Consider the following 13,418-nt stretch of genomic DNA (forward strand, 5'->3'; position numbering starts at 1 on the left):
TCCTGTGAATAAGATCAGTCGTTGGCGGTGATTCGTTGTTTTCTTTGTTGCATTAGACGTTGTCGGCCGGAGAGCCGCTGTGCGGTTGCCTGAGACGCGCCCGCTGCATCGTTCTCTATGTGACCGGCCAGCCACTCGGCGAGGCTGCGCAAAGTGGTGTACTGAAAGAGCGTGACGATGGGGATCGTGCGATTCAGCGCGTTCTCCAGCGTTTTGTGTGTCCTTATCAAGCTGGCGGAGTTGCCGCCGAGATCAAAAAAGTTATCCGTAGCGTTCAGTGCCTCGCAGTTAAGTTCGTCCTTCCAGATATCGGCAATCGTCATCTCATAGCGTCCTGACGGGGGGGCGTGCCGATCGCCGGCACCGTTCATCGTTGTTGGCTCCGGGAGCCGCTGTTTATCCAATTTGCCATTGGCAGTTAAAGGAAATGCTGACAGACAGGTGAATACGGCGGGGATCATGTATTCGGGTAATTTGGTGCGCAGATTGGCGCGTAGCCGTGCAATCGCCTCCTGATTGTGTTCCTCGCTGACGATATAGGCGCACAGCCAGAGGCGATGACGCTCACCTTTAATCACGACGCAAGCGCCGTTTACGCCGGGTTGTGTGAGTAGCGCAGCTTCGATTTCGCCCGTTTCAATGCGGTATCCATTGATTTTTATCTGCGTATCTTGCCGTCCCAGGAATTCGATGGTGCCATCCGGAGAGAATCGGGCTCTATCGCCGGTTCGATACATTCTGGCGGTTGGCGTCAGGCCATATGGATCGGGCAGATAACTGCGCACCGTTTTCTCTTGATCGCCGAAGTAACCTTCGGCCAATACCTCGCCGCCGATAAACAGGTCGCCCTCGACCGCGATAGGAACGGGCTGCAGTTGCTTATCCAGTATGTAGTAGCGAGCATTTTGAATCGGTTTGCCGTAAGGGATGCTGCTCTGCTCCGGCGCTACCCGCTCGATGATAAAGAAGTTGGACCAAATGACGGCTTCAGTGGCGCCGCCCAAGCCGACCAGCTGCAGGTTGGGGAACGTTTTACGCAGCTTGTCCGGCAGCGATACGGGGATCCAGTCACCGGACAAGAAGGCCAGGCGTAATGTGGGAATCGGGTACGACGGGAAATAGGACTCGCATTGATCGAGCGCGATGGGCGCTGAGTTCCAGAAGGTGATGCCCTCTGCACAGACGATGTTGGCCAGTGTACTCGGATCTCTGGTTTCATCTCGGTCGGCGAGGCGAATCGTTCCGCCTGCGGCAAGCATGCCCAGCAGATCGTAGACGGACAGGTCGAAGGCCAGTGACGTGACGAACAGCGACTTGTCGCTGGCGTTCACGGTGAAGGTCTTGTTTACCCACTCGATCAGATTGATTACCGGTTTATGCCTGACGGCGACCGCCTTGGGATCGCCGGTCGTTCCTGATGTAAAGATGATGTAAGCCAGCGCATCCGATGTGATGCGGCTCTCCACGGGAATCGAAGGCCAGGAGAGGTCCTCGCTTATTGCGACGTGCACGTGCGCCAACGAGGTAGGCGCTTGTGCAATCAAGGCGGCGGCGGTATCGGCAAACAGCGCGTCAGTTGCGATACCGGTGATGCCGGCGATACGGATCATCGCTTGAAAACGAGCGGGAGGGCTGGCGGGATCGAAAGGCACATAAACACAGCCCGCTTTCAGAATAGCCAACATGGTGATGACCATCGCCGGGCTGCGATCGCACAGGATAGCGATGCGTGCGCCGGCGTCGAATCCCTGGGCCAGCAAATAATGGGCCAAACGATTGGCACGCGCATCCAACTCAGCGTAACTCATCTGGTTCCGCGCATTGCATAGCGCGATGTGGTGAGGTACCTGACTGACTTGCGCTTCGAACAGCTGATGAACCAGCCGATCGCCGGCATAATCGCATTGCGTGGCATTCCAGCCGTCGAGCATGTTGCGGCGCTCATCGTCAGAGAGCAAAGGCAGGGTATTGACGACGGCCTCATCGTTTGCGAGCGCTGCACTCATCAGCGTGAACCAATGGCCGATCAGGCGCTGAACCGCGGCATCGGTAAAGCGTTCCGTGTCGTATTCGAGATTCAGCTCAAGGCCGCCGTTGCTGAGACGGAAAAAGAAGCCCAGGCTGAAACGGCTGGTCAACAAGTCGATGGGCAGGTGGCTGGAGCCGGTATCCCTCATCGTCCACAGTGGCTGTTCTTGCTGCAGTGATAGCATGACGTTGAGCGCCGGCGCGCCATTGGCGGTGCGTAGTCCTTTGACGTTATCGATCACCGTTTCATAAGGAACCTGGCCGAACTGCATGGCTTCCTGGGTACATTGCCTGGCCTGACGCAATAATTCACCGACGCGCGGCTGGTGCCGCATATCGCCGCGCAAAATAACCGTATTGACGAAATTGCCGATAGTTGCGGCAAAATCGTGGTTGTTTCGCGTATGTAGCGGTGCGGTCAACAGGACATCGTCGGTATCCGCCAGGCGCCCCAAATAAGCCCAGGTCAGCGCCAGTAACCCGTGGAACAGAGAGACTTCGTGTCGGCGGCAAAGCTGAGAGATCGCGATGAATTTATCTTCTGGAATGGAGACGCTTAACTGGCGACCTTGCCCCCGCTCCTGGCGCGGCAGCGGTCGATCGCAGGGAAGTTGCGGGGCGGCCGGTGGTTCGGCCAGCTGTCGTTGCCAATAAGCCAGAGCCTCGGTTTGCCGGCTTTCACAGTGTGTCAGCCAGTGGCAATAGTCTTGGTAACTGAGGGGCGCTGGAGAGGTATCCGAGGTCGTATTCTCATAGGCCGCGGAGAGTTCGGCCAGCAAGATGTCCATGGAGCCGTCAACGGCGATGTGGTGCGTCAGCACCACCACCAGATGCAGGTCTTGCTTGATCTTGAGGGCCAGCACCTTGAACGGGATTTCTCCGGTCAGATCGAACGCCGTGCGAGCGAAGGCATTCGCGCGGTTCCAGGCCTGTTCCCAGGCTGCTTTTTCATCCCACTCACACAGGTTTTCATGATGGACCACCGGCGGGTAGGTTTGGGCGATGCATTGCCGCAGGCCCTGCGCGCCTTCTGCATAGCGCGTACGCAAGATGGCATGTTGCGTCACGACTTGTTCCGCCGCGTTGGAAAGACGGCTCAGATCCAGTGGCCCCACGATTTGAAAAGCGGTGGGAATGTTGTAGCGAGGCGAGCCGGGCAACAGTTTTTCCAGCATCCACATTCTCGATTGCGAGGGCGAACAGGGTGCTTCGAGAGTGATTTGTCGCGTATGGCCGACGCACGGCGGCGCATCGGCGTTTTTCGTCCATTGTTCAATAAGCCGTGCCTGATGTGAGAGCGTATCGGCAGCCAGGAGCTGTTCTATCGCAAGGTCAGCAGAAAACTGCTTTTTGATCTCATGAGCCAGTCGGGCGAGCAGTAAAGAATGCCCGCCGAGACCGAAGAACGTATCGGCGCGATAGACGTCAGCACAGTCCAGCAGCTGGCGCCAAAGTCCAGCCAACGATAGCTCTGTGGCGCCTTCAGGCGCTTGGCCCGCACGATTTTCATGTTGCATTCGGCAGTGTCTTAAGGCGCCTCTGTCAATTTTTCCGTTAGGCAAACGGGGAAGTTCATCGAAGGTCATCCACTCCGCCGGTAGCATGTAGACCGGCAGTTGGGTTGCAGTCCAGGCGATAATGGCATGACGATCCGCCGGAGAGTGCAGTTCCAGCGCGCAGCGTAAAGATTTGCCCTTGTTCGCTGATTCGACCACCACCACCGCCACTTCTCGCACACCGGGATGCCGACGGAGCAGGGCGTCAATCTCACCGATTTCGATACGATGGCCGCGGATCTTGACCTGGTCGTCGCGACGGCCGAGGTAGAGCAGGCGCCCATCTTCAAGCTGCTTGCCATAATCGCCTGTACGGTACATTCGCGCCCCTTTGGGGCCGGCGGGGTCGGGCAGGAAGGCGTCGTTGAGTTCTGGGCGATGGTAGTAACCGCGAGCGACGCCAGGGCCGGCCACGTAGATTTCCCCCGTTTCTCCTGGCGCTACGGCGTTGCCTTCCGCGTCAAGCAGGTAACAGCGTCGGCCCGTCAGTGGCGTGCCTATGGTGGGATGCGGGTCTGAGGCCAAAACTTCACCGCCGGTGGAGTAGGTCGTATCTTCCGAGGGACCATAGAGATTAAAGATTTTTGCCGTCGGGCATTGCCGCCTGAGCGTATGCACCAGGTGCATCGGCAGCGGTTCCCCGGCTAAGTTGATAATCGGCAAATGGGATGGCAACTCGCCGATTTTAACTATCTCGTTGATGACCGAAGGTACGGTATTGAACAGCGTAATATCGTCACGCTTGTGCCACTGTAATAACGCTAGGGGATCTGCCAGCATATGCACGCACCCGCCCTGAGTAAGCGGAGCAAAGATTTCAAAGACGGAGAGATCGAAGGTGATCGACGTGCCACAAGCGACCTGCGACAGTTGTTCGTCAGTATAGGTTTGGTGGGCCCAATCGATAAGCGACAGGGCGTTGCCGTGTTCGATCATCACCCCTTTGGGAACGCCGGTGGAACCGGAAGTAAAGATAAAGTAAGCCAGTTGGGTGGCGCAGGCGTTTCGCTGCAGTATGGCTGCCTCGGGGCGCACGCTTTCGTCGATGAAAACGGGCGTAATGGCGTCGGGCAGCCTGCTCGCTAGCGCCGCTGTTGTAATGACGTATTTGGCCTGGGCGATCTCCAGCAACAGTTCGGTGCGTGCCTGGGGATGCTTGGGATCGAGCGGCAGATAAGCGCAATCCGCCGCCATGATGCCCAATAAGCTGGCGGGGATATAGCGATCGCGCGGAAGATAGACGCCGACGGCCGTTTCTTTCGCCAGATTAAGCGCGGACAATTGCTGTGCGATACTCAACGCAGCATGCCGTAAGCATTGATAGTCCATTATGCCGCTTTCGTCGATCACGGCCGGGCGTAGTGGCGTTGCCATCGCCTGAGTGAAGACGGCTGCGTGCAGCGTATGGGATTGCGTCTGGTTTTCCGGTCCAATACCTTTCATGCTTTGCATTGTTAACCCTTATTTATTTGCGGCGATTAACCGAAAAGTCCCAAGAGGGCAGTTCGTCTGAACAGGCTGATGCGTTATCGACTTTTGGTTGTTGTGCATCGAGATAGCCTTTTATTTCCGGCAAGGCGATCGTCATGTCCTCAGAAACCTTCTCGATTAACTGCGTAAAGGCGACGGCAAGATTTGCGATTACGTCGGGTGTAAACAAGGCTGTGCGGTAATCCAGCCCGCCTTCCATTGCACCCTGTATGGTAACCAGCGACAGTTTTATGTCGTGCACGTCCAGCAGAAATTCCGCATCGAGCAAGGTGGCCTTAATGCCTGATAACGTCCATGGCGGGGTCGCTACGTCATGCAAGACGAACCACGAGCGGTAAATCGGCGCCGACTGCGACATTTTTCGCTTCGGTCGCAGCGCGTTGACGATTTGATCGAACGGCAGATCCTGATGCCGGTAGGCATCCAGACAGGTTTGTTTGACGCGCAGGCACAGATCTGCAAAGACGTCATGGCGTTGGAAGCGAGTGCGGATGGCGAGGCTGTTCACCATAAATCCGATGACGCCGGCGAGTTCGGGACGGGAACGATGGCCTGCCGCCGTTCCCACCACGATGTCGTCTTGTTGACACCACCAATGCAGCAGCAACTGCCAGGCGGTCATATACCCCATGAAAGGCGTGACACCCAGTTTGGCGCAGAGTGCATCGAAGCGTGCGGTGAGCGTCGCGCTTAAATGGAAAGGATGACGCGCGCCGGTAGCGGTCAGACGGCCGGTATCGACAGGCGTTGTCGGCAAAGCCAGCACCGGCAGATTATCGCCGAGCTGATTGACCCAGTAATCCAATTGGGTGTTAAAGGTCCGGGATGCGCATTGCGTTTGCTCCCATTGCGCGACGTCAAGGAAATTGAGCCTGTCGGACGATTCGGCAGGTGTCCTCCCTGCGACGAGAGCGTTATATATCTCGCTGATCTCACCCGCCATAATGGCAGTGGACCAGCCATCCCATACGATGTGATGCACGGCGATGATCAGGAGGTGACACTGTGCGGAGAATGCGATGAGGCTGGCTCTGAACATATCGCCGCAACGGGTATCGAACGGGCGTGTCGCCGCGGCCGCAAGTGCGCGCTGCATGTAGCCCTCTCGCTCGTGAGAGGGGATGTCGAACGCCTCTTCCAACTGCAGCTGAAATGAGGTCTCCAGCGACGGGGACATATAGGCGTCAGCCCTATCGTCGAGAATGCGGCATGTCAGCACCGAATGTCTGGCGACAAAGATTCGCAGGGCCTGGGACAAGGCATCCACATTAAGCAAGCCGTTCAGTTCGAAAGGTTCCACCAGGTTGTAGGTGCAGTTTCCCGGATGAAGCTGATCATGGAACCACAGCCGCTGTTGGGCGGAGGAAAGCGGCCAGCGGGACATGGCCGGTACCTTGACGATAGGCGGCAGTTCGTCCTCGGTGCGCTCCACATCCAGCGCATTCCTGACGGCTTCAGCAATGCCCCGCATGTTGGGCGTTTCAAAGGCGGCGCGAAGCGGGAATGCCGGGGTAAATTCTCGGCGAATTTGGGTCACCAAATCGGTGAGACGGCGTGAGTCAATCCCGGATTTAAACAGATCTTGGGTAACGCTCAACGCCTCGCCACCCAAAATATTCTGGCCAAGCCGGCAGAGACGACGCTCGATATCGTCCGCCGGAGCGATAAATTCACCGCTATGGCGTGACAGTTGCGGCGTCGGCAGCTGTGAAATATCGACTTTGCCATTGGCTGACAGCGGCAACGTCGGCAGGATTATAATGACGCTTGGCACCATGTAGTCCGGCAGTTGTTCGGCAAAATGACGATGAAGCTGCATTTCGTCGAGCGTGGCATCTTGCCTCGGGCAAAGATAGGCGAGTAGCAGCGCTGAGCCGTCCTGGCGGTGAAGACGAACCACACAGCGATCGACTCCCGGGTGTTTACCGGCGGCGCGCTCTATTTCACCGGTTTCAATACGGAATCCATTGATCTTTAGTTGATTGTCTCTGCGCCCCAAAAATTCGATGGTGCCGTCAGGCAACCAGCGTCCCAGATCGCCGGTTTTGTATAATCGCTCGTCGCTTTGCGGATGGGTGATAAAGCGCGCTGCCGTTTCTGCGGGATTGTTCAGGTAGCCGGCGGCCAGCCCTTTGCCGGCGATATAAAGCTCGCCCGCAACGCCTTCGGGCCGGTGGCGAAGATGGGTGTCCAAAACATAGAAACGTTGGTTTGCCAAAGCCTTGCCATAAGGAATGCTGGTCATCGTCGGATCGATATCCTGGATGAGGTGGAAAATGGACCAAATGGCGGCTTCGGTGGCGCCGCCAAGGCTGACGCGCAGGGCGTTTGGCATTGCGCGGTGAATTTTCTCCGGTAAAGCAACGTTGATCCAATCGCCGCTCATCATGACCAGCCTGATGCTCCTCAGCGTTTCGCTTTGATTGGCGGACAGATGATTGACCAAGAGTTCAACCAAGGCCGGCACCGAGTTCCAGACGGTGACCCGGTATTTCTGCACGCAGGTTTCCCAGTGCGCAGGATCTTTGGCAAGCTCATCTTTCGGCATCACGATGGCCGCGCCGCGCGTCAGTGGCCCGAAAATGTCGTAAACCGACAGATCGAAAGAGAGTGAGGAAAGTGCCAACACGCGATCGTCCTCGCCGATAGCGAAACGCGAATTGATATCGATAACGGTGTTAGCGGCGGCGGCATGGGTGACAATGACCCCTTTGGGCTTACCGGTCGTGCCTGAAGTAAAGATAATGTAAGCCGGCGATGCCGCGTCGATCTCGCCATCGCGCCATTCGTCCGTGAATGCATTCATCGCTTCAGTGATGGGCAGATGCGCGACGGTTGCCGGCCACTCAACGCGCCCGTCGCTGGCGGGCGTCGTTAGTGCGACTCGAATGTCGGCCTCGCTCAAAAGCGCCTGCATACGCCCCTTCGGTAGGGTTGGATCAAGTGGAACATAGACGCAACCGGCGCGCAAAATACCTAACACAGCGGCGACTTGCTGCCAGCCTTTTTCTGCGACTACGGCTACGCGTGCACCGGGCTGGAGCGCCTGCTTGGTCAGCGACAGCGCCACATGGGCGGAGATATTCGCCAAATCCGCATAGGTGAGGACGGTTTCCCCCAGGATAGCGGGCGCCGACGGCTTCTTGTTTGCATAGGCCAAGAAACCCTGATGCAAGCAACTTTCGTCAAAGGCGACGGCCGTACGATTGGCTTCGGCGATGGCGCCGCTGTTGACGCGTTGAGCCAGAGCATCGCGCCAATTGTTTTCATGCCAGATGGCTTCTTCTTTGGGCAAACGCATCAGCAATGCGCGATAGTCCATAAACATGGTGTCAAGCATGTCAGGATCGAAAAGGCCGTCGACCGCATCCCAGTTGATGAGGAGATTGCCTTTTTCTTCGTAAACCTGGCAGTCGAGCCATACGTGTGGCGTTTGCGATATCCCTTCCACCAATTTACCGAGCCGGCTCACAATCGGTTTATCATCGGCGGACGGGAAGATCAGGCTGGTAAAGACATAGGGCATGGTTGGCCGTTCGGCGCTTTTTTCCGCAATGTCTCGCAACATTTTTACGCCGCTGTACTGCAAGGCAGAAAGATCGTCCCAGAGGCGTTTTTGCGTTTTTTTTGCGCGTTGAGTAAAGGTCTCCTCCTGCCGCAGATCGGCTTCGAACAGCAGAACCGAGGTGAAATCCCCCATCACCTGATCGACCTGTGGATGCACCTCCAGACGATTGAAAGCCGGCAGATTCAGGCAAAAATGTGGTGTTTCGCTCCAGTTAGCCAATATCTCCGTATAGGCGGTGAGCAATATGGTGGACGGCGTGAGGCCCTGGCGTGCGGCGGCGTCTTTCAGTTTGCGCCAGACGGCGTTAGGTATCGTCGTTTCCCGGCGAATGAAGCGGCGATGCTCCAGGCTTTGCGGAGCGATTCGCTGCGGCAGGGACGGGGCAGAAGGGAAAGTGTCGACGCGTTTAAGCCAATAGTCGCGAGCGCGCTGATAGGCGGCGCTCTGCTCCAGGCGCTGTTCGGCCAGCACGTAATCTCTGAATGTGATGGCCACCGATTCGGGCTGGTAATCGGCGTGGTAATAACGCTCCTCCAGTTCGCGCCAGAATAACGTAATGCTCCAGGCGTCCATAATCAGCAGATCGAAGCTGACGTGCAGCCGTACGGTGCCATCGGGCAATCGCGAGGCGGAAATATCAAACAGCGGCCATTGATCACAGGGCATCAGCTGATGAGATTTCTGCTCCCTGAGCGCCGTTAACTGAGCCACGGCGTCCTTAGGTTTCAACTGACTAAAATCGTTAGTGTCAATGATATATCGGGGGACGTGGGGGAGAACGCGCTGCATGCCGTCGTGCGTCATGACGGCTCTAAGCATATCGTGTTGAGCGATCAAGGCGTTGAGTGCCTGTTCTAGACGTGCAAGATCCAGATCGGCGCATTCAAACTCTTCATAGGCATGCGCTGCAACATTGCCCGAGTTATTGCCCGCGTTACGTCCAACCCAATATGCGTGTTGAATATCGGTAAGTGGGAACGGCAAGAACGCCTCGTCCGGACGGATTTCCAAGGCGCTTGCATAAATGCTGGCCAGATCTTCTTCCGGTTGCGCCGCTGCGTCGCGTTGCCCTGCACGGCTCTCCAAAGCGGCGAGCAAGCTTTCCACCGTCGGAAATTCGAGGATGTCTCCGGGGCCAAAATGCAACCCCAGCGTACGCGCGCGGTTAGCAATCTGGATGCTGAGAATGGAATCGCCACCGAGGTCGAAGAAGTTTTCTTTCGGCTCAATATGCGCGACTCCCAGCGCTTCGCTCCACAGCTGCGTCAGTTTTTCCGCCAGGGTGTTCGCCGGTTTCGCCTGTTCAGGCGCATTTTCGTTGTCGACGGCGCTGATGGCCGGCACCGCGTTAGTGGTTTGCGGTTCAGGGTCGACCCAGTGACGGGCGCGATCAAAGCGGTAAGTCGGCAGCGGAATTTTGTTGCCCCGCGATGAGTGGGGTATCGTCTGGCCGTAACACCAGCGCTGCTCCTGGATGCGCAGAAGTGACGCCGGGCCACTTAATCCCGTGTGCTCGGGCGATAGCAACGGGATGGCGTTGACATCTTTGCGGCCGGCGCCAATGGCGCGCGCAGCTTGGCTCAATGAGGTGCCTGGCCCGCACTCGAACAACAGGAAGGCGTGTTGATCGATAAGCGTTGCCAACCCATCGGCAAAACGCACGGTGCCACGCAGATGACGCACCCAATAATCAGGGGCCGTCGCCTCTTCATCAGTGATCCATGTTCCGCTGAGATTGGAGATAAAGCGCTGACGCGGCGGTGTCAGGGTGACCTGAGCCAGCACGTCACCAAAAGCCTGCAAGCAAGGTTCCATCATGGCCGAATGGAAAGCATGAGAGGTTTCAAGGGCTCGGCAACTGATGCCCTCGCGCTCCAATGACCGGCGAAACGTGTCCATAACATGGGCGGGGCCAGAGATGACGGTCAACGCCGGCCGATTGACGGCCGCGATGGATAGGGCGGAGGGTAGCCGAGAGTGCAGGCTTGCCTCGTCAGACATGACGGCCAACATCTCGCCGTGATCCATGCTTTGCATCAAGCGGCCGCGTGCCGAAACGACCTTGACGGCATCTTCAAGCGTAAAAACGCCGGCGAGGCAGGCTGCGACATATTCGCCGATGCTGTGTCCTATCATGCCTTCGGGGATCAGGCCGGAAGCCAGCCAATGTTTCGCCAGCGCATATTCGACGGCGAAAATCGCCGGTTGCGAAAGCCGGGTTTGCGCCAGCAATTCGTCATTGTCCTGCGCCTTGTTGAACAACAGTGAGCGTAAGTCGTGGTCGATAAACGGTTGGAACAGCTGCGCCAGCCGATCGAACTCTTGGGTGAAGATGTCGCCGGTGTGATACAGGTTGGCTCCCATACCCTGATATTGTGTTCCCTGGCCAGGAAACATAAACGCTATTTTCATCGGCGCGTCGCAGGCTTCTCCGAAGCACATGGTTTTGGCTCGCTCGGTTTCCAGCTGCGCGATGGCCTCTTCCACACTGTCGGCCGTTATGGCGGCGCGCACGGGAAACGCTTTTCGACCTGTCGCCAACGAATAGGCGACATCGGCGAGAGATGCCTCGGTATGGTTGCGTAAATAATGGGCTAGTTGCTGCATTGTCGCGCGCAAGGCGACCTGGTTTTTGGCCGAGAAGCGTAATGCGCAGGTGGCGGGTTCTGCGGCAGGGGAGACGGTGGAAATCGGGGGTTGCTCCATGACGACATGGACATTAGAGCCGCCGATGCCGAAGGCGCTGACTCCCGCCCTGCGTGGCGAGCTTCCTTCCCAGGAAGTTCCTTTACTCGTCACGGTAAACGGGGTACCGGCGAAATGGATGGCGGGGTTGGGCGTCCGGTAATGCAGCGTAGCGGGAATATAATCGTGATAAAGGCTTAGCGCGGTCTTGATAAATCCGGCAATACCGGCACCGGCGTCAAGATGGCCTATATTGGATTTGACCGAACCGATCTTACAGCTTGCGGCTGGACAGTCGTCGCCAAAAGCGGCCGCCAGCGCGGCGATTTCTATCGGATCGCCCAAGCTGGTGGCCGTGCCATGGGTTTCAACGTATCCGATAGCGTCGGGCGTCACGTTAGCAACAGCGTGCGCCATTTGGATAACACGGGTTTGGCCTTCGACGCTGGGGGCGGCATATCCCACTTTTTGTGCGCCGTCATTGTTGGTTGCAGAGCCGCGGACGATGGCATAAATATGATCCCGATCGTTGATCGCATCATCCAGGCGTTTTAATACCACGATCCCTCCGCCATTCCCGCGCACTGTGCCGCTGGCATGTTCGCTGAACGGTTTGCAATGCCCGTCCTGTGAGAGAATGCTGCCCGGTTCATACCGATAGCCTTCTTCAGCCGGGTATTCCAGTGAGATACCACCGGCCAGGGCGATATCACACTCTCCTGCCAGCAGGGACTGGCCTGCAGTGTGTACGGCCAGCAATGAACTGGAACAGGCAGATTGAACGACGATGCTCGGGCCTTTCAAATCGAGTTTGTAGGAGATGCGGTTGGCCGCGTAATCCTTGTCATTGCCAATCAGCAATTGCATTTTGCTGGTGGTGGCGCAAAGCTGCCTATTGTTCGCGAGATTATGCAACCAATACCCGCTGGGACCGCTGCTGACATAGACACCGACGTTTTGTTGGTGACATGTGGCGGCATAGCCGGCGTTTTCCAACGCTTCCCACGCGCACTCAAGTAGCAGGCGTTGCTGTGGGTCAGTGATCGCCGCCTCTTTTGGCGACATAGCGAAAAATTTTGCGTCGAATTGATCGACATCGGTTAGCAGGTAGCCTGCGGGGACGTGCCAGGAACCGTCCGTGGAGGCTTGCGGCGCAAAATCAGCGTGCCAAGTAACGGAATCGATCTCCTGACAGAGATTATTCCAGTAAGCGTCGATGTCTCCTGCCCCGGGAAAACGCCCGGCCATTCCTATGACGGCCAGTTCGATGCCGGTAAATTCATTGTCGAGAGTTTTTTCTAATTCAGGCATGAGCATGATTCCCCTGGGATGTCGGCGGCATGTGCCGAGATAATCTGGCGAGTACGTTTTTCACGTCTTGCAACCAAATATCTTTTTGTTCGTCAAATAAGAAATGGCCAGCATTAAATTCGCGCCATTCGACGGTATTGGCGGTAACGTCTAGCCAGCCGCGAGTTGCCTGGCGATCGATCACCTGGTCGTGCAAGCCGTGGCAAACGTGTATTGGACATGTCAACGGGGCTTTACCCGTTGGTGCATAGCCGTCACTCGCCTCCAAATCTGCGCGGATGGTTGACAGAAAAAGCTCATAAAATTCCGGTGTCGCGGCATCCTGTGCGTTGATGCCACCTAGTTTGACCAGGCAATCGATCAGCTTTTCCGCCGACATCTGATGCCAGTTTTGTCGAGTTTTGTGATAGTGGGGAGACCTCTGGCTGGCGATCAATAGCGCGTGAACGCAGGCACCATGCTGTTCCAGCCGCGTTGCCATCTCATAGGCCAGCAGGCCGCCGTAGCTGATGCCAGCCAACACCAGCGGCGCATCGAGATAGGGTTTAATACGAGCGAATACGTCATCGACCACTTGCTCCAGCGTGGAAAAGGCAGGTTCAATAAAACGTTCTTCTCTGCCGGGAATAACGGGAATAAGAATATTGGCATATTCCTGTAATTCGGCATGCCAGGTACGATATCGGCTGGTACCCCCACCGGCATGAGCAAAGCAAATTAAATTTATGGCCGACGGCCGTGATGCAGACAGCTCACGGATAAAATGATTACCCATGCTA

Annotated in this window: 3 protein-coding genes; all 3 read right to left on the bottom strand. The window is 56.8% G+C overall.

All coding sequences use genetic code 11. From position 1 onward, the window contains the following. Nucleotides 1-14: 14 nt before the first annotated feature. Genes EKL15_RS08515 through EKL15_RS08525 form a run of 3 tightly spaced genes read right to left on the bottom strand, consistent with a single transcriptional unit; the run spans nt 15 to nt 13,414 of the window. Nucleotides 15-5,036 (bottom strand): non-ribosomal peptide synthetase, encoded by a 5,022-nt coding sequence (locus EKL15_RS08515; protein WP_080440238.1) that lies wholly within the window; start codon nt 5,034-5,036, stop codon nt 15-17. Between the two features lie 13 nt (nt 5,037-5,049). Further along, nucleotides 5,050-12,639, bottom strand: a complete 7,590-nt coding sequence (locus EKL15_RS08520; protein ID WP_185741768.1) for a non-ribosomal peptide synthetase/type I polyketide synthase — start codon at nt 12,637-12,639, stop codon at nt 5,050-5,052. Further along, nucleotides 12,632-13,414, bottom strand: a complete 783-nt coding sequence (locus EKL15_RS08525) for a thioesterase II family protein (RefSeq protein WP_072271038.1) — start codon at nt 13,412-13,414, stop codon at nt 12,632-12,634. The genes EKL15_RS08520 and EKL15_RS08525 overlap by 8 nt, the downstream gene beginning before the upstream one ends. Nucleotides 13,415-13,418 lie beyond the last annotated feature (4 nt).

The organism is Serratia sp. 4542 (genome assembly GCF_016805595.1).
Classification (GTDB): domain Bacteria; phylum Pseudomonadota; class Gammaproteobacteria; order Enterobacterales; family Enterobacteriaceae; genus Serratia; species Serratia nevei.

Coding starts and splice junctions, on each gene's coding strand:
- EKL15_RS08515 (WP_080440238.1), bottom strand. CDS start 5,036: ATGCAAAGCATGAAAGGTATTGGACCGGAAAACCAGACGCAATCCCAT.
- EKL15_RS08520 (WP_185741768.1), bottom strand. CDS start 12,639: ATGCCTGAATTAGAAAAAACTCTCGACAATGAATTTACCGGCATCGAA.
- EKL15_RS08525 (WP_072271038.1), bottom strand. CDS start 13,414: ATGGGTAATCATTTTATCCGTGAGCTGTCTGCATCACGGCCGTCGGCC.